Origin of the sequence: Variovorax sp. PMC12, assembly GCF_003019815.1 — a bacterium.
Lineage (GTDB): Bacteria > Pseudomonadota > Gammaproteobacteria > Burkholderiales > Burkholderiaceae_C > Variovorax.
In genome coordinates this window covers 664587-682231 of record NZ_CP027773.1, presented here as the reverse complement: position 1 = coordinate 682231, position 17645 = coordinate 664587, and the positions used below count along the sequence as shown (strand labels likewise).

General features: G+C 67.4%; 17 protein-coding genes. 2 read left to right on the top strand and 15 right to left on the bottom strand.

Going from position 1 to position 17645, the window contains the following annotated elements:
• Positions 1 to 46 precede the first annotated feature (46 nt).
• From bamB to C4F17_RS03010, 11 genes are all read right to left on the bottom strand, one after another.
• Complete coding sequence (bamB, locus tag C4F17_RS03060; RefSeq protein WP_106934242.1) at positions 47 to 1189, bottom strand: outer membrane protein assembly factor BamB; 1143 nt, start codon at positions 1187 to 1189, stop codon at positions 47 to 49.
• A 7-nt stretch (positions 1190 to 1196) separates the two neighbouring features.
• A complete protein-coding gene (locus tag C4F17_RS03055; RefSeq protein ID WP_081269102.1) occupies positions 1197 to 1889 on the bottom strand; it encodes a YfgM family protein in 693 nt (230 codons plus the stop codon).
• 5 nt (positions 1890 to 1894) lie between these two features.
• A complete protein-coding gene (hisS, locus tag C4F17_RS03050; RefSeq protein ID WP_081269101.1) occupies positions 1895 to 3205 on the bottom strand; it encodes a histidine--tRNA ligase in 1311 nt (436 codons plus the stop codon).
• Positions 3206 to 3221: 16 nt separating this feature from the next.
• Complete coding sequence (gene ispG, locus C4F17_RS03045; RefSeq protein ID WP_106934241.1) at positions 3222 to 4493, bottom strand: flavodoxin-dependent (E)-4-hydroxy-3-methylbut-2-enyl-diphosphate synthase; 1272 nt, start codon at positions 4491 to 4493, stop codon at positions 3222 to 3224.
• Positions 4490 to 5458: a helix-turn-helix domain-containing protein gene (locus tag C4F17_RS03040; protein WP_106934240.1), complete on the bottom strand. Its 969-nt coding sequence runs from the start codon at positions 5456 to 5458 to the stop codon at positions 4490 to 4492. Before C4F17_RS03040 ends, ispG begins: the two co-directional genes overlap by 4 nt.
• Complete coding sequence (gene pilW, locus C4F17_RS03035; RefSeq protein WP_106934239.1) at positions 5451 to 6305, bottom strand: type IV pilus biogenesis/stability protein PilW; 855 nt, start codon at positions 6303 to 6305, stop codon at positions 5451 to 5453. Before pilW ends, C4F17_RS03040 begins: the two co-directional genes overlap by 8 nt.
• Positions 6306 to 6309: 4 nt before the next feature.
• Positions 6310 to 7458 (bottom strand): 23S rRNA (adenine(2503)-C(2))-methyltransferase RlmN, encoded by a 1149-nt coding sequence (rlmN, locus tag C4F17_RS03030; protein WP_106934238.1) that lies wholly within the window; start codon positions 7456 to 7458, stop codon positions 6310 to 6312.
• Between the two features lie 21 nt (positions 7459 to 7479).
• Positions 7480 to 7905: a nucleoside-diphosphate kinase gene (ndk, locus tag C4F17_RS03025; protein WP_019653122.1), complete on the bottom strand. Its 426-nt coding sequence runs from the start codon at positions 7903 to 7905 to the stop codon at positions 7480 to 7482.
• Between the two features lie 153 nt (positions 7906 to 8058).
• On the bottom strand, positions 8059 to 9852 hold the full coding sequence (locus tag C4F17_RS03020; protein WP_106934237.1) for a pseudouridine synthase: 1794 nt from the start codon (positions 9850 to 9852) through the stop codon (positions 8059 to 8061).
• Positions 9849 to 10652, bottom strand: a complete 804-nt coding sequence (gene scpB, locus C4F17_RS03015) for an SMC-Scp complex subunit ScpB (RefSeq protein ID WP_106934236.1) — start codon at positions 10650 to 10652, stop codon at positions 9849 to 9851. Before scpB ends, C4F17_RS03020 begins: the two co-directional genes overlap by 4 nt.
• Before the next feature lie 130 nt (positions 10653 to 10782).
• Positions 10783 to 11817, bottom strand: a complete 1035-nt coding sequence (locus tag C4F17_RS03010) for an RluA family pseudouridine synthase (RefSeq protein WP_442805196.1) — start codon at positions 11815 to 11817, stop codon at positions 10783 to 10785.
• 14 nt (positions 11818 to 11831) lie between these two features.
• On the opposite strand from C4F17_RS03010, the gene C4F17_RS03005 reads away from it, so the two are divergent.
• Positions 11832 to 12638 carry an outer membrane protein assembly factor BamD gene (locus C4F17_RS03005; protein ID WP_081269094.1) on the top strand — a complete coding sequence of 269 codons (807 nt, stop codon included), beginning with the start codon at positions 11832 to 11834 and terminating at the stop codon, positions 12636 to 12638.
• 30 nt (positions 12639 to 12668) lie between these two features.
• On the opposite strand, the gene C4F17_RS03000 is transcribed toward C4F17_RS03005, so the two are convergent.
• Both C4F17_RS03000 and C4F17_RS02995 read right to left on the bottom strand, forming a co-directional pair.
• Entirely contained in the window at positions 12669 to 14756 is a 2088-nt protein-coding gene (locus C4F17_RS03000) for an ATP-dependent DNA helicase (protein ID WP_106934235.1), read from the bottom strand.
• Positions 14753 to 14956, bottom strand: a complete 204-nt coding sequence (locus C4F17_RS02995) for a YdcH family protein (protein ID WP_081269092.1) — start codon at positions 14954 to 14956, stop codon at positions 14753 to 14755. Before C4F17_RS02995 ends, C4F17_RS03000 begins: the two co-directional genes overlap by 4 nt.
• Positions 14957 to 15062: 106 nt before the next feature.
• Here C4F17_RS02995 and C4F17_RS02990 point away from each other — a divergent pair, with 106 nt between their 5' ends.
• Positions 15063 to 15833 (top strand): PP2C family protein-serine/threonine phosphatase, encoded by a 771-nt coding sequence (locus C4F17_RS02990; protein ID WP_106934234.1) that lies wholly within the window; start codon positions 15063 to 15065, stop codon positions 15831 to 15833.
• Positions 15834 to 15863: 30 nt separating this feature from the next.
• Here the strand turns inward: C4F17_RS02990 and C4F17_RS02985 are convergent, their stop codons facing one another.
• Together C4F17_RS02985 and zapE are read right to left on the bottom strand one after the other, a co-directional pair.
• Positions 15864 to 16544, bottom strand: coding sequence for a hypothetical protein (locus C4F17_RS02985; RefSeq protein WP_081269090.1), 681 nt, complete (start codon positions 16542 to 16544; stop codon positions 15864 to 15866).
• Positions 16541 to 17641, bottom strand: coding sequence for a cell division protein ZapE (gene zapE / locus C4F17_RS02980; RefSeq protein ID WP_106934233.1), 1101 nt, complete (start codon positions 17639 to 17641; stop codon positions 16541 to 16543). Before zapE ends, C4F17_RS02985 begins: the two co-directional genes overlap by 4 nt.
• Positions 17642 to 17645: the final 4 nt, after the last annotated feature.

Here is a 17645-nt window from a genome sequence, read left to right as displayed (position 1 = left end):
TGGCGCGGTTTTCATGGTCGGGCCTTGCAGGAAAAGATTCAAAAGATTATTCAGGGCGGTAGCCAAACACACCACCCTTGGCAGTCACGACCACGACCGTGTTGCCGACGAGCACCGGCGCAACGGTGATGGCGGAGCCATCGGGGGTGACACGATTGAGCAGAGCGCCGTCTTCGCGCGACACGAAATGCAGCGTGCCGGTGCTCTCCCCGATGATCAGCGAGCGGCCCACGGCCAGCGGCGAGGTCAGCTCGCGATTCTTGAGGCGGCTCATCTGCCAGGCACGTTCGCCGTCGCCGCGGCGCCAGGCGATGACGCTGCCGTCGGATTCGGTGCCGTAGACAAAGCGGTCGTCGCCGCTGACGCCGTCGGCACCCGAAGCCGGCTTGCTCCAGACCAGCGTACCGCGCGTGGTGTCGACGCAGCCGACGCTGGCGTAGTAGGCCCGTGCGCAGACCGAGTCGCCCAGACGGCTCACGCTGCCGGTCAGGTCGACCAGGCGCTCCACATCGTTGGTGCCACGCGGTGCGGCGATGGGAGCCTCCCAGCGCGAGGTGCCGTTGCCGGGGTTGATGCCGACCAGGCGGCCGCCAAGGCCGGCCACCAGCGTGTCGCCGACGGCCATCAATACGCCCGACTTGCGCAGCACCAGGTTTTCACCGGCGCGCTGCTGGATCCACAAGCGACGGCCGCTCTGGCCGTCCCAGGCGCTGACGCTGCGATCGGCGGTCTGCACGAACACGCGGCGGCCAGCAACCAGCGGCGCGGTGAAAGCTTGGGCGGACAGCTTCTGCTTCCACAGCACCTTGCCGTTCTCGAGGGCCACCAGTTCATTGCCGGTGGTGACGACGGCCGCCAGGGAACCGTCGCTGCCGACACCGGCCGCCAGCGGCGCGCCGGCGCTTGCACGCCAGGTTTCGCGGCCGGCGCGGGCATCGATGGCAACCACGGTGCCGTCGCTGCCGGCCACGGTGACGATGTCGCCGTTGATGTTGGCGGTGAGCGGGAACTTGACTTCGGGGATCTTCACCGTCCAGGCCTGGCGCACGCCCAGCAGGGCCGGGTTGGCGGGCAGTTCTTCGGGCTTCGGCTTGCTGGTGCCCGAGCAGGCGGCCAGTAAAGCGACCAAAACAAGGGCTGATCCCGCACGCAGGGCGGTCGATTCAGGCATGAAACGCTTGAAATTCATGATGCGGTCAGGGAGTTTTGGGAGCTGCGGGAGTGACGGTGACGACCGGGGCCAGGCTCTTCGGGTCGACACCGACCGCGTTCAGCTTGATCTCGACCAGACGGCGGTAGTCGGAGGTGGCGCCGAGGCCGGTCCAGGCCTTGCGGTACTCGGCCTGCGCCTCGTTGCGCTTGCCCTGGGCCAGGTAGATGTCGCCCTTGCGATCGGCCACCAGCGGTTCGAATTCCTTGGGCACACTGCCGTCGAGCTGCTTGAGCGCTTCGTCATACGACTTGCTGTCGAGCAGCTCGCCAGCAAGGCGCAGCTTGGCGACGGCCTTGTAGCCAGGGTCGACGGCGTTCTGCGCAACCCATTCCAGCGCGGAGCGCGAGCCTTCGGCATTGCCCTTCTCGAACAGCGTCTTGGCGACCAGCAAGCCGGCCTGCTGTGCATAGGCGGTGTTGGCGAAGCGGTCCTTCATGTCGGCCAGCACGCGCTGGATGCGCTCGACGTCGCCGGCCTGGGTGGTGCGCTCGACCTCGTCATAAAGTGCCGCGGCCTGCACGGCCTTGTTGCGCTGGAAGTATTGCCAGCCGTTCCATGCCACGAAGGCACCGGCGACAAGCAGTACAGCCCAGGTGATGAGGGTGCCGTAGGTATTCCAGAAATGCTTGAGCTGGTCGAGCTGTTCCTGTTCTTCGAGATCGAGATGGGTTGCCATGCGTGTCAGGTGTTGGAAGCCGGCGATTGTAGGGTGGCGGCCCATGTGGGGGCTTCAGCAAGTGCCCGGGAAGTCTGCGCGCCGCTTCCGTCGCGCAGCGCCTTGAGAGTCACTTCACCGCGTGCGAGTTCATCGGCACCGAAGATCAGGGCGTAGGTGGCGCCGCTGGCGTCCGCCTTCTTCATCTGCGCCTTGAAGCTGCTGAGGCCGTCAGCCGTGGCCGCATGCATCTGCACGCGCACGCCGATCTCGCGCAATTGCTGCAGCGTGCGCAGCGCGATGGGCATGGAGGCGGCATCCGGCACGATGGCGTAGGCGTCGGGCACCGGTGCCGGCACCTCGGCGCCCTGCTCCTTGAGCAGGTCGAGCACGCGCTCGACACCCATGGCCCAGCCCACGGCCGGCGCGGGTTTGCCGCCGATCTGCGCAATCAGGTCGTCGTAGCGTCCACCGGCACACACCGTGCCTTGCGAACCCAGGCGGTCGGTCACGAACTCGAAGACCGACAGGTTGTAGTAGTCCAGCCCGCGCACAAGACGCGGATTGATCGTGAACGCGATGTCGTTGGCCTTGAGGATGGCCTGCAGCCCCTCGAAGTGCGCGAGCGACTCTGCCCCGAGAAAGTCGATCAGCTTCGGCGCCGACTCGACCACGTCCTTCATTGCCGGATTCTTGGTGTCGAGAATGCGCAGCGGATTGCTGTGCAGGCGGCGCTTGCCGTCTTCGTCGAGCTTGTCGGCATGCTTCTCGAAGTGCGCGATGAGTTCGGCGCGGTGCAGCGCGCGCTCGGCAGGCTGCCCCAGGCTGTTGAGTTCGAGGCGCACGTCGGTCAGGCCGATGGCCTTCCAGAGCGCGTTCGCCAGCAGGATCAGTTCGGCATCGACATCGGGACCGGCAAAGCCCAGCGCCTCGGCCCCGATCTGGTGGAACTGGCGGAAACGCCCGCGCTGCACGTTCTCGCGGCGGAACATGGGGCCGGTGTACCAAAGGCGCTTGGGCCCTTCGTACAGCATGTTGTGCTCGATCACCGCGCGCACCAGGCCCGCCGTGTTCTCGGGGCGCATGGTCAGGTGTTCGAACTTGCCATGCTTGTCGGCGCGGTCCTCGAAGGAGTACATCTCCTTCTCTACGATGTCGGTCACCTCGCCGATGCCGCGCACGAAAAGCGCGGTGCGCTCCAGGATCGGCGTGCGGACGTTGCGGTACGCAAACCGCCCCATCAGGTCGCGCACGGTGGCTTCGAGCCACTCCCAGCGCGCCGATTCGGGCGGCAATATGTCGTTCATGCCTTTGACGGCATTCAATTTTTCAGCCATGGATCCTGCGGAGGTGTCAGGCAGCGACGGCGTGTTCGCCGCCGAAGCGCTTTTCGATATAGGTTTCTACGAGTTGGTGAAACTCGTTGGCGATATTGTCGCCGCGCAGCGTGAGCGCCTTTTCGCCGTCGATGAAGACCGGCGCGGCGGGCGCCTCGCCGGTGCCGGGCAGGCTGATGCCGATGTCGGCATGCTTGCTCTCGCCGGGGCCGTTGACGATGCAGCCCATGACGGCCACCTTCAGCGTTTCCACGCCGGGATACTTGTTGCGCCAGACCGGCATCTGCATGCGCAGGTAGTCGTCGATCTGCTTGGCCAGTTCCTGGAAGGTGGTGCTGGTGGTGCGGCCGCAGCCCGGGCAGGCGGTGACGCTCGGCACGAACACGCGCAGGCCCAGCGCCTGCAGGATCTCGTTGGCGATCAGCACTTCCTGCGTGCGCGACTCGCCCGGCTGCGGCGTGAGCGACACGCGAATGGTGTCGCCGATGCCCTCCTGCAGCAGGATCGACAGCGCCGTGGCCGAAGCCACCGTGCCCTTGGTGCCCATGCCGGCTTCGGTCAGGCCCAGGTGCAGCGGATATTCGCAGCGCCTGGCCAGCTCGCGATAGACCGAGACCAGGTCTTGCACACCGCTCACCTTGCAAGACAGGATCACCTGGTTGCCCGCCATGCCCATCGACTCGGCCAGCCTGGCGGACTCTATGGCGGATGTGATCAGCGCCTCGTACATCACCTGCTTGGCATCCCAGGGCTGGGCGCGCTGGCTGTTGGTGTCCATCAGGCTGGCGAGCAGTTCCTGGTCGAGGCTGCCCCAGTTGACGCCGATGCGCACGGGCTTGTTCCAGCGCATCGCGGCGTCGATCATCTGGCCGAACTGCTTGTCCTTCTTGTCGCCCTTGCCCACGTTGCCGGGGTTGATGCGGTACTTGCTCAGCGCTTCGGCGCAGGCCGGATAGTCGGTGAGCAGGCGGTGGCCGTTGTAGTGGAAGTCGCCGATCAGCGGCACGTCGACGCCCATGCGGTCGAGCTGCTCGCGAATGTAGGGCACCTGCGCCGCGGCTTCGGGCGTGTTGACGGTGATGCGCACCATCTCCGAACCGGCCAGCGCAAGTTCCTTGACCTGGATCGCCGTGCCGATGGCGTCGACGGTGTCGGTGTTGGTCATCGACTGCACGCGCACCGGCGCGTCGCCCCCCACCGTCACGACACGCGGTCCCCAGACCACGCTGGCCTGGCGCGAGCGGCGCGCCTTGGGCGCCGCGGAATCGATGGGAAGGCAGTCGCTCATGACGTCACCTCGAAACGCGCCACGCCACCGCTCTTGGTAACGGGCTTCAGGTCAAAGGGCTTGCCGCGCACCTGCACGTCGACGCTCGACGCACGGCCGACCACCACGGACAGCGGCAGCGCACCCGAGAGGCCGACGGTCTCGCCGGCCTTCAGGCTGCGGCGCAGCAACTGCTTGCCGCCGGCTTCGGTCACGGTGATCCAGCACTCCTCACGGGCCACGAAGACGAGTTGCTGGCTGCTTGCGGCCGGCGCGACTGCCGGTGCCGTTGCGACCGGCGTTGCGGCGGCAGCATTCGGTGCAGCTGCGGCAACTGGCGGCTCGCCTGCGGCGCTCGCCGAGCCGCTGGGCGCCACCGGCTGTGCAGGCGCCGTCTGGGCGACCACGCCCGGGCCACCCGATGCAGCCGGCGCATCCGCAGCCGCGTCGTTCGTTGCGGCGCCATCGGCCGCGCCACGTGCGGTCAGGCGGGAAACGGAGGCGCCGAGCTGATCGAACACCGACTGCGGCAGCCAGAACAGCGCGCCGGCGCCGATCAGCAGCAACACCACGACCGTCAGCAACGCGCGCGACGGCAGGCCGCCGCTCGAACGGCCGCTGCCGGTCCAGCGCGGCGTGCCCGACGAGATGTTGGTCTTGAGCGTGCGGTCGGCGTCGGCCAGCGACACCTTCTGCGTGGTCGGCAGCTTGGCGAGCACGGGCGCCGGATCGATGCGCAGGGCACGGCAAACACTGCTGGCAAGCGCGCGCGCAAAGACCGGGTCGGGCAACGAAGCGATGTCGTCGGCCTCGAGCGCCAGCAATTTCTGCGGTGGCACCTTGAGTGCCGCCGCCACCATTTCGATATGAAGGCCGTGGGCCTCGCGCGCCTCGCGAAGCATGTCGCCGGCGGTCTTGTGCGTGATGTCGGCTGCCTCGAGCGGCTGTGCCGCGGAAGTGCCGAACTCCGAAACCCTATCAGTCATTGAAATTCCCGCGCTCGTACGCTGATGCCTCCCGCGATTGGGGGAAGCGTCGTTGCAGTTGGCCTCCCAACTGCGCCACTGCTTCGCGGTTGTTGAGCTTTCGTTCGATCTTGATGCCGAGCCACAGCGTCTCGGCGCTGGCCGAGGGGCTGTTGTTGACGCGGCGAATGTAGAACTGCGCGCGCGACCATTCTTCTCGCTGAGAGAGCACCAGGGCCAGGTTGAAGCCGACCACCGGGTTGCCCGCATCGATCTCGTAGGCCTGCTGCAGGGTGCGCTCGGCCTGCGCGCGCTGGCCCGCCCTGAGCTCGCAGACGCCGCGCGTCATGAGCGTCTTGGCGCGGTCGGGATAGCTGGGCACGGCGAGTGCCTCGTTGAACTGGGTTGCCGCGTCGCCGTAGCGGTTCTGCTGGCACAGCAGCCAGCCGTAGTTGTGGCGCGTGTTGGGGTCGCGCGGATTGATGGCGATGGCACGGCGGAAGCTGTCTTCGGCCATGCCGGCGTCGTCGAGCCGCATGTAGACCAGGCCGCGCAGGTTGTACGCGTCCGCATTGTTGGGGTCGGCGGCGAGCGCCTGCTTGATCTCGTCGAGCGCGACGTTGGTCTGGCCCTGCTCGAAATAGCCCGATGCCAGTTCCATGCGCAGGCGCGCGCGGCGCTGACGCGAGCTTTCGTCCGACTCGGTGACGATGTCCACGCCCTTGCCCGAACTGGTGTCGGCCAGGCTCGTGGTGGTGGTGCGCGTGCTGACGCAACCGGCGAGCAGAAAAGTCACGGCGACGCCGGCAAAGCTCGCGGCCAGCATTCGCTGCGCGCTAGCGGTCGTCATCGGAAAAGCCATGCTCATTGCTTCAGTGCTCCTGGGGAACGGTCTTGCGGACCGGATGCAAAACAATGGGACGCTCGGTCGCGCGACGCTGGGCCATGCGCTCGGCTGCGCGGGTGCGGTCCTTGACGTCGCCGGCAAGCTGGCCGCAGGCGGCGTCGATGTCGTCGCCGCGCGTCTTGCGCACCGTGGTCACCAGGCCCGCTTCGCTCAGCATCCTGGCGAATGCCAGCACGCGCGGCTGCGGCGAACGCAGCAGGCCCGAGGCCGGGAACGGATTGAACGGGATCAGGTTGAACTTGCACGACACGCCACTGGTGCGAACAAGCTCGATCAGCTGGCGCGCATGCTCCGGCTGGTCATTGACGCCGTCGAGCATGCAGTACTCGAAGGTGATGAAGTCGCGCGGCGCGTGCGCCAGGTAGCGCTTGCACGCCTCGAGCAACTCGGCGATCGGGTACTTGCGGTTGAGCGGCACGAGATCGTCGCGCAGCGCGTCGTTGGGCGCGTGCAGCGACACGGCCATCGCCACCGGGCAATCGGCGCCGAGGCGGTCGATCATGGGCACCACCCCGGAAGTCGACACCGTCACGCGACGGCGCGACAAGCCATAGGCGTTGTCATCGAGCATGGTGCGCAGCGCCGGCACCAGCGCGGAATAGTTCTGCAGCGGCTCGCCCATGCCCATCATCACCACGTTGGAGATGACACGCTCGTCGCGCTTGAGGTGCTTGCGCAGGAAGTGCTCGGCGAACCACAACTGGGCGACGATTTCGCCCGTGGTGAGGTTGCGGCTGAAGCCCTGGTGCCCGGTCGAGCAGAAGCGGCATCCGACCGCACAGCCGGCCTGGGACGACACGCACAGGGTGCCGCGATCGTCTTCAGGAATGAATACGGCTTCGACGGCATTGCCGTCGCCGACGTCGAACAGCCACTTGATCGTGCCGTCCTTGGATTCGTGCTGCGTGAGGACCGACAGGGCCTCGACGCGAGCGGTGGTCGCGAGTTTCTCGCGCAGCGACTTGGCCAGATCTGTCATCTGGGTGAAGTCGCTGGCGCCACGCTGGTGGATCCAGCGGAACAGTTGCGTGGCGCGGAATTTTTTCTCGCCGAGTTTTTCGCAGAACGCGGCCAACCCCTCGAGATCGAATTCGAGCAGATTGGCCGTGGTCATGGAATCGGTCGAGATACGACTTCAGCGTGCGTAGACGTTGAGGCCGGCGAAGAAGAACGCGACTTCGTTCGCTGCGGTTTCAGGAGCGTCCGAGCCGTGCACGGCGTTGGCGTCGATGCTGTCGGCGAAGTCGGCGCGGATGGTGCCGGCGGCTGCCTTCTTGGGGTCGGTGGCGCCCATCAGGTCGCGGTTCTTGGCGATGGCGTTCTCGCCTTCGAGCACTTGCACGAACACGGGGCCCGAGATCATGAACTCGACCAGGTCCTTGAAGAAGGGGCGTTCCTTGTGCACGGCGTAGAACTGTTCGGCTTCGTTGCGCGACAGGTGCACCAGCTTGGCGGCGACGATCTTGAGGCCGGCAGCTTCAAAACGGGAAACGATCTTGCCGATGACGTTCTTGGCGACTGCGTCGGGCTTGATGATGGAGAGGGTACGTTCGATAGCCATTGAAATGCTTCCTGGAGCTTTGATTTTGAATAGTTTTGTCACAACTGCAACGAGTTTGTTGCGCCGTATGTCGACAAAGCCTCTGATTTTAACCGGCGCAGCCCCCTGGGCTCATGAAAACCCCGCGAAAGGCCGCGCTGCGACGGGAGACTTTCAGCGCCCGCGGCGACGTCCGCCACCCGCGTTGCCGAAGCCGCCTCCGCCACCTCCGCCGCCGCCAAGTCGGCCGGGGCCTCCGCGCTGCTCCTTGCGCTGGCGCGAGAAGCTGTCGGCGCCGATGTAGCCGAGCGAGGTCTTCATCGGATCGGGTTGGTTGGCTCCGCTCGGCTGGCGGTCGTCACCCTGGCGATTGCCGCCGCCCTTGCCGCGGCGCCCCTGGCCTTGCCCCTGCGGCTGCTGGCCGCCGTTGCCGCCACCGCCCCGATTGGGGCGTGGGCCGCGGTCGCCGCGCGGCGGACGGCCGTCGCCCAGCGGATTCGGGATCGGCGCCTCGCCGCGATTGCCGTCGTCGCGCATCTCGCGCGGCTGGCCACCGCCCTGGCCGCCGTTGCGGTTGCCGCGGCGCTTCTTGTTGCGCCCGTTGCGGCCATTGTTTCCGCCGCCTTCCTGGCCGGGGCCGCGTTGCTGCGGGCCGGGTCGGGCCGCAGCGCCGCCTGAAGCCTGGAACAGCGCGCGGATGTCGCGCTCGTCGAGCTCCATCCACGCACCGCGCTTCAGGCCGCGAGGCAGCACCATGGCGCCGTAGCGGATGCGGATCAGCCGGCTGACCGCATGGCCGACCGATTCGAACAGGCGGCGCACCTCGCGGTTGCGGCCTTCCGAGATCGTCACGCGATACCAGCAGTTGGAGCCCTCGCCGCCGCCTTCCTCGATGGTGCCGAACTGGGCCATGCCGTCGTCCAGGCGCACGCCGTCGAGCAGCTTCTGCTTCTCTTCGCTGGTGAGCGCACCCAGCACGCGGACCGCGTACTCGCGCTCCAGGCCGAAGCGCGGGTGCATGAGCTGGTTGGCCAGGTCGCCGGAGCTGCTGAACAGCAGCAGGCCCTCGGTGTTCAGGTCGAGCCGGCCGACCGATTGCCACTTGCCCTGTTGCAGGCGCGGCAGCTTGCGGAACACCGTGGGCCGGTTCTGCGGATCGTCATGCGTGACCACTTCGCCGGTAGGCTTGTGGTACGCAATGACGCGCGGCGGCGGAGGCGCGATACGGTAGCGGATTGGCTTGCCGTTGATCTTGACCTGGTCGCCGTACTGGATGCGCTGGCCGATGTGGGCCGGCTCGTTGTTGACGGAAATGCGGCCCTGGAGAATCAGCTGCTCCATTTCGAGCCGCGAACCCAGGCCCGCCTGCGCCAGCACCTTGTGCAGCTTGGGCGAATCGGCCTCGGGCAGCAGCACGCGCTTGAGCGGCGGTACTTCGGGGCTTTCCTCGTCGGCGTCGAACTGGCCGGAAATGACGTCGGCGAAGCGGATCGGCTCGGGCGGCAGCGCGTTGCGCTGCTCGCGCTCGGCGGCGCGGCGCGCGCGATCGAGGTCGTCTTCTTCCTCGTCGGGCTCTTCCTCTTCCTCGTCGTCTTCCTCGCTGTATTCGCGGACCGGTTCGGCGGCGACAGCGACAGGCTCCGGCGCCCGCACAGGCTCTTGCGCCACGTCGGCAACGGCCTCCGCTACGGGCACGGCCTCAGGCAAAGCCGACGGCGGCGCTTCTTCGGGCACCGACTGCTCGACGGGCTCCGCGACCTTCTTCTTGCGGGGCGCGCGAGGCTTCTTGGGCGCTTCGGCCTCGGCCGCCGGCTCCGCCGGTGCAACCGACACTTCGGGCACAGCCTCCGGCGCCACCGACTCGGTAGCGGCAACCGCAGCCTTCCTGGGCGTGGCCGCCCTTTTCTTCTTCTTGACTTCGGGCTCGGCCGGCAGCATTGCCGCGTCGTCGGTGTCGGAGGGGCTCATGAGGTTTTTCCGGGAGAAACTGCTTCGGGATCGGCCTCGTCATCGGACGGACCGTCGGGTTCTTGTGGTTGTTCGGGCTCTTGGGCCAGAACGGTCTCGGCGGCCAAAGGCGCCTCGGATTCATCGGCGGCGGCGGCGTTTTCGGCGACTTGCGCCTGCGCGGCCTCCACGGCTTCGGCAGCCTCGGACAGCACTTCCGCCGTCACGGGCTCGTCGACGGGGTCCATCGGCAGCCCCTGCTGCTCGCCCGACACCTGCTCGAGCGCGTCGACCAGGGCGGCCTGCTGCGCCGGCGTCTCGATCAGCGGCAGCTGGTCGAGCGACGCCAGCCCGAGGTCGTCCAGGAATTGGCGCGTGGTCGCGTACAGCGCCGGCCTGCCGACGGTTTCGCGGTGGCCGATCACCTCGACCCAACCGCGGTCCTCAAGCTGCTTGAGGATCAACGAGTTGATCGTCACGCCGCGGATGTCTTCCATGTCGCCGCGCGTCGCGGGCTGGCGGTACGCGATGATGGCCAGGGTCTCGAGGGCGGCGCGCGTGTAGCGCGGCGGCTTCTCGGGGTGCAGGCGGTCGAGATGATCGCGCATCTCGGGCCGGCTCTGGAAACGCCAGCCGCTGCCGACGCTCACAAGCTCCAGGCCGCGCTGCGCCCAGTCTTCCTGCAATTCAAGCAACAGCACCTTGATGGTGTCCACGCCCAGCTCGTCGTCGAACAGCACGCGCATGTCGCGCACCGGCAGCGGCTGGCTCGAACAGATCAAGGCGGTTTCGAGAATGCGCTTGGCATCCGCCGTATTCATGGTTCGCGTTATCCGGGAAAAGGCGCCTGGGTAGACGCTGGCTCACAAGGATGAAAGGAGTAGGCGTTGCCGGCACGCGGCGAATGCAACGCAAGGCCGGCATCGGATGGCCGGCGCGGCCCTCGGGCCGTCAGGCGCGATTGTAATGCAGCCCCCAGGACTGCAAAGCCTCAACGATGTCGGGCGGTGGCGGCGAGCGGAACTCCATGGCTTCGTGGGTGACCGGATGCACGAATGCCAGACGGAACGCATGCAGCGCCTGGCGCGACAGGCCGACGGCCGGCGCGCCGCCGTAAAGCGCGTCTCCCACCAGCGGATGCCCGATCGACGCCATGTGCACGCGGATCTGGTGGGTGCGGCCGGTTTCGAGCGTGCAGCGCACCACGCAGCCTTCGGAGTGGCTGTCGAGCCGCTCGATGAGCGTGCGCGCGGTCTTGCCCGCATGGCGCTCCAGGTCGACCACCGCCATGCGCAGCCGGTTGCGCGGGTCCCGCCCGATGGGCGCGTCGACCTGCCTGGCGGCCGCGCCGGCCCAGGGCTTGTGCCCGATCGCCAGGTACTGCCGCTTGACCTCGCGCGCGGCGATCAGCGCGACCATCGCGTCCATGGTCGCCCGCGTGCGCGCAACCACCATCAGCCCGCTGGTGTCGCGGTCGAGCCGGTGGACGATGCCGGCGCGCGGGAGCAGCACGGCCTTGGGGTCGAGCGCCAGCAGCCCGTTGAGCAGCGTGCCGCTCCAATGCCCGGGCGCCGGGTGCACGACCAGCCCTGCGGGCTTGTCGACGATGCGCAGGTGCTCGTCCTCGTAGACGGTCACGAGGTCCATCGGCTCTGGCCGGAAGGCCTGGCTCTGGGGCGTGGGCCGCAGTTCGATGCGCCCCGCATGCCCCGCCTTGACGCCCGCCGAGACCTTGGTGACGGCGCGCCCCTGGAGCTCGACGGCCCCCGCCTCGATGAGCTGCTGGAGGTAGCTGCGGGAAAACTCGGGCACCAGGGCCGCCAGCGCGCGGTCCAGCCGCTGGCCGTGCTGGGCGGAATCGATGGTGAAGGGCCGGAGTTCGCTGGCCTCGGCCGGGTCGGCGCCTTCCTCGTGTTCGGCCGCCTCCAGGTTCTCGGGGGTATTGCCCGAAGGGCCGGTCGATATAATTGAGGGTAACTGTTTCACGAAAGCCGTATGTGATGTTTCGCGCCAAATTATCGGTCCCCACCTGGATCGCGCTCAGCGCGGCGGCCCTGCTCGCAGCCGGCTGCTCGTCGACCACCGTCGACAAGACCGCGAACTGGAGTCCCAACAAGATCTACGCGGAAGCAAAGGACGAGGCCGGGTCGGGAGCCTACGACAAGGCCGTGCCGCTCTACGAGAAGCTCGAAGGCCGCGCCGCCGGCACGCCGCTCGCGCAGCAGGCCCAGCTGGAAAAGGCCTACGCCCAGTACAAGTCGGGTGAAAAGGCCAGCGCCATCGCCACCATCGACCGCTTCATGAAGCTGCATCCGGCGAGCCCCGCGCTCGACTATGCGCTGTACCTCAAGGGCGTGATCAACTTCAACGACGACCTCGGCATGTTCGCGTTCCTCACGCGCCAGGACCTGTCCGAGCGCGACCAGAAGGCCGCCAAGGAATCGTTCGAGTCGTTCAAGGACCTCGTGACCCGCTTCCCCGAGTCACGCTACGCCCCCGACGCGCGCCAGCGCATGAACTACATCGTGAACTCGCTCGCGCAGTACGAGGTTCACGTGGCCCGCTACTACTACTCGCGCGGCGCCTACCTGGCGGCCATCAACCGCGCCCAGATCGCCCTGTCCGACTACCGCGAAGTGCCGGCGCTCGAGGAAGCCCTGTACATCATGGTGAAGTCGTACGACGCGCTCGGCATGAAGGACCTGCGCGACGACGCCCAGCGCGTGCTGACCACCAACTACCCCCAGAGCACCTACCTTGCCAACGGCTTCAAGGGCAAGGACGACCCCTGGTGGAAGGTCTGGTAAGGCCAGCAGCCCTGAACCGGCGCGCTCCGGCTAGCTCCTGAGCGCGTCCAGCGCGGCGTCGAAGTCCGCTTCGTTTTCGAGCCGCCGCATCGGCGGAAGCGCCGCCAGCAGGCGGCGGCCGTAGCCCATGGCGACCAGGCGCGTGTCGCATATCGCCAGCACGCCGCTGTCGGTCTCCCGCCGGATCAACCGCCCCGCCCCCTGCTTGAGCGCAACAGCCGCTTCGGGCAACGAGTAATCCGCGAACGAACTGCGCCCCTGCGCCTCCAGGCGCTGCGAGCGTGCCTCGACCAGAGGGTCGTTGGGCGGCGGAAAAGGCAGCTTGTCGATCACCACCAGTTGCAGCGCGTCGCCCGGCGCGTCGAAGCCCTCCCAGAACGAAGCCGACGCCACCAGCACGCAGCCCGCGCGCCCGCCGCTCGCGCCCTCGCGAAAACGATCCATCAGCACCCGCTTGGGCAGTTCGCCCTGCACAAGCACCTCGGGGCGAGCTTCGGTCTCCAGCAGCTCGAACTGCTGCTTGATGGCGTCGCCGATGGTGCGCAAGGCGCGCAGCGTGGTCGTCAGCACCAGCGTACGGCCGCCGAGTTCGGTGGCGCCGCGCGCAGCCAGTTCGGCGACCCGCTGACTGTGCGAGGGGTCGTTGGGCTTGGGGAACGCGCGAGGCACGTACAGCGCCGCCTGCGAGGCATAGTCGAACGGACTCTGCACGCGCAGCACTTCGGCATCGTGCAGGCCGCAGGGCTCGGTGAACCAGCGCAGCGTGGGCTCGTCGCCGAGCGTGGCCGAGGTGAAGACCCAGGCTCGGCCGCTGTCTTCATGCACCGGCGTCTCGCGGGCGGGCCGCTCGCCGTAGGCATCGAGTTCGTCGCCGTCGTCCGCGTCGCCGCCTTCTTCGGCATCCGACGCATCGGCGATCTTGAGCACCCGCTTGCGCATCGCATCCGCGATGTCGAGCGGCGACTCGATCAGCCGCAGTTGCGAGCCGACATCCACCCAGCGCACCGAGTCGACCTCGCAAGGCTGCGCGAAGCGCGCCGTGCGCTTGGCGAGCTGGCGTGCCCGCTCGTGCAGCCGCACGAAGTCGGGCGAGATTTCGCTGACGGTGGCCAGCCCTTCGGCGGCCAGTTCGAACGAGTGCTGCAGGTCATCGAGCGCATGCTGCCAGGCGTCGGGGTCGATGCCTTCCGGCGAAGGGCCCAGCCAGCGCAGCTTGGCGCCCGGCCACTGCTTGCCGACCACCAGCCGCAGCTCGCGCGCGGCACGCTCGACGCCGGAAACCAGTTGCTGCCAGTCGACCAGCCCGCGCGCATGCTGCAGGCCCGAGCCCAGCATGTCACGCGCGAAATCGAGTGCCTGGCCGCTGCCGAGCTGCGCCCCCAGGAACTGCACGCCGGTTTCATTGAGCTGGTGCGCCTCGTCGAATACGACGACGCTCACGCTGGGCAGCAACTCCGCCATGCCGGTCTCGCGCACCGCGAGGTCCGCGAAGAACAGGTGATGGTTGATGACCACGATGTCGGCGGCCAGCGCCTCGCGCCGCGCCAGGTTGACGTGGCAGGCCTTGAACTGCGGGCACTGCGCGCCCAGGCAGTTCTCGCGGGTGGAGGTGATGAGGGGGATCAGCGGCGAACGCTCGTCCAGCCCCGGCAGCTCGGCGAGGTCGCCGGTGCGCGTGGCCTTGGACCATTGCTCGATCTTGGCGAGCGTGCGCAGGCTGCCGCGTTCGGGCAGCGAGGCGTCATGGCGCGCGGTGTCCAGGCGATGCAGGCAGAGGTAGCTGGCGCGCCCCTTCAACAACGCCGTGCGCACCGGCAGCCCGAAGGCCTCGACCAGCCGAGGCAGGTCGCGGCCGAACAGTTGGTCCTGCAAGGTCTTGGTGGCGGTGGACAGCAGCACGCGCTCGCCGCTCAGCAGCGCCGGCACGAGGTACGAGAAAGTCTTGCCGACCCCGGTGCCGGCCTCGACCACCAGCACGCCGCCCTGATCGATGGTGCGGGCCACGGCCATGGCCATCTCGGTCTGGCCCGAGCGTTCGCGGAACTGCTCGGCAGCCCGCGACAGCGCACCGTCTTGCGCGAAGGCGTCGCGCACCTTGTCTTCGAGCGCGCCTGTCACGCCGGCTCTTTCGGGTCGAGCACGTTTTCGAGGCGCGTGATCTGGTCGCGCAATGCGAGGCGGCGCTTTTTCAGGCGCCGCAGCAGCAACTCGTCTTGCGGCGAGCCTTCGGACAGCCGGTCGATGGTGGCATCGAGATCGGCATGCTCGATACGCAGCTCTATGAGCTGCCGGGAAAGGGAATGAAGATTGGAGTCCAACGTTGGGGAGCGAACGCAGAGTTGGCGCGTCGCATGTTCATTCGATAATACGTCCTGACACGAATCCCCGAGAAGACAGAACCACGCGCTTTGGCGCACATGCCTCATGACTCAAGGCTTTCGACTAGCAGCGGCCACCGGACTCCACAAGGGAGACCGCCCGTACCAACAGGACCAGGTCTTGATGATGAGTCACCCGAGGGTGCCCGGCTGCGTGCTGGGCGTCGTCGCGGACGGCATGGGCGGTCGCAGCGGCGGGCGCAAGGCGTCCGACCAGGTGATGATGACCGCGCGCCAGCTCTTCGCGCGCTACGCCCCGGGCCGCGACGACCCCGAAGTCCTGCTGAGGCAGATGCTGGAAGACTCGCACACGGTCATCAAGCTCACCGCAGTTTCCAGTGAGCAGGAGCCCCACAGCACGCTGGCGGCGTTCCTGCTGAACCCCAAGGGCGAATGCGCGTGGATCCATGCCGGCGACTCGCGCATCTATCACTTCCATGACGGACAGCTCGTCAAGCGCACGCGCGACCATTCGTACGTGCAGGCGCTGATCGACCGCGGCCAGATCAGCGAGGCCGAAGCCAATACCCATCCGCAGGGCAACATCCTGCTGGGTTGCCTTGGCATGACCACGACGCCGCCGCCCATCGATCCGCACTACATCCCGAAGATGCAGTCCGGCGACCTGCTGATGGCATGCAGCGACGGGCTCTGGCATTACTTCACGCCCGAGGAAATGGCGAGCGTGCTGTACGCCCAGCCCCCGCGCGAAGCTGTGGAAATCCTGGTGGGCGAAGCGCGACGCCGGGCGCGCGGCACCGGCGACAACATCTCCATCGCAGTCCTGAAGCTCGACGCGCTGCCGTCAGCGGCCTGAGCGCGGTTCTTCCAGGCGGCAGTGCCCGAATCAGGGTGCGGCCGGAGCCGGAGTAGCGCCCGCCGCGGGAGGCGGCGGCGGCAGCGGCGCGCCGCGCGGCTTGTCGCTCGAGGCATTCCTGCGCTCGACGCTGGCCCTGTGCTCGGCCGCCCTCTTCTGCTTGTCCTCGAAGCGCTGGACGTTCGCGGGTGCGGCGGCTCGCGACTGGGCCGCCTTGGCCCGCTCGTCGGCATGTGCCTGCTGCTTCGACTGGAATTCGCGCTCGCGCTCCGCCGCACCGGAAGCCGTCGAGGCACGGCTGGCCGCGTGGTCGGCGGCGCGCTGCTCGCGGTCCTTCTGGCTCTGGATCGACTGTTCCTGCTTTTCCTTGGTGTCCTGCTCGCGCTGCGTGGCAGCCTTCTGGTCGAGCTTCTGCAGTTCGGCAGCACCGCTGCGCTGGCGCTGGATGTCGTTGATCGCGGTTTCCTGGCGCTTGATGCTGTCGGACTGGATCCGGCGCCGGTTGCGGCTTTCGCTCAGGCAGTCCTCGACCGCGAATTTCTTGTAGCAGGCGGTTCGCTCTTCCAGGAAGCGCTTTTCCATGGCCTCGCGCTCGGACGAGAGCCTGCGCTTCTCGGCCTCGAGATCGACGGTGCCCGAGGCGGCGTTGGACTGCGCCCACAGCGGCAGGCTGGCCAACGACATCAACAGGACAAGAGCGAATTTTTTCATGTGAGTCGGGTGTCGACGATGCGGCGTTCCAGGGAAAGAAACTCGCTCGACTGCATTTCGGTGAGCCGGGAGACCGTGCGCGGGAATTCGTGCGACAGCGGACCCTCGGTGTACAACGCCTCGGGCGGAACCTCAGCCGACATGATGAGCTTGCAGCGCCGGTCGTACAAGACGTCGACCAGCCATGTGAAACGGCGTGCTTCCGAAGCCATGCGCACGGGCATGTGCGGCACGTCGGACAGCAGCACCGTGTGGAACTGGCTCGCTATCTCCAGGTAGTCGTTCTGCGAACGCGGGCCGCCGCACAGCGTCTTGAAGTCGAACCAGACCAGGCCGCCGGCCTTGCGCCGCGCGCGGATCTCGCGCGATTCGATGTGCAGCACCGGGTTTTCGTCGGCCACCTCGGCCAGCTTGTCGAAGGCCTTGCGCATTTCCTTCTCGGCCGCCGCGTCGTTGGGCGTGAGGTACATGCGCAGTTGCTCCAGCGTGCGGCGCCGGTAGTCGGTGCCGTTGTCGACGCTGAGCACCTCGAGCTTCTCATTGAGGAGCGCGATGGCAGGCAGGATGCGGTCGCGATGCAACCCGCCGGGGTAGAGATCGTCGGGCTTGAAGTTCGAGGTGGTGACGAAGCCCACGCCGTTCTCGAACAGCGACACCAGCAGCCGATGAAGAATCATGGCGTCGGTGATGTCCGCCACATGGAACTCGTCGAAGCAGATGAGCTTGTAGCGCTTGGAAATGCGCAGGCCCAGTTCGTCGAGCGGATTGACCGTGCCTTGCAGCTCCCGCAGTTCGCGGTGCACTTCACGCATGAACTCGTGGAAGTGCAGGCGCGTCTTGCGCCGCAGCGGCACGGCGTTGAAGAACAAGTCCATCAGGAAGCTCTTGCCCCGCCCGACGCCACCGTACATGTAGACGCCGCGCGGGAGCTCCGGCCGGTTGATGAACTTCTTCAGCGCATTCGAACGCTGGGCCTTGTACTCGGCCCATTCGTTGGCGCAGCGATCCAGCGCCTCCACGGCGCGCAGCTGCGCGGGATCGCTGTGGAACCCGCGCGCAGCGAGTTCCGCCTCGTAGGCCTGTTTGACGCTGGTCAAGAGA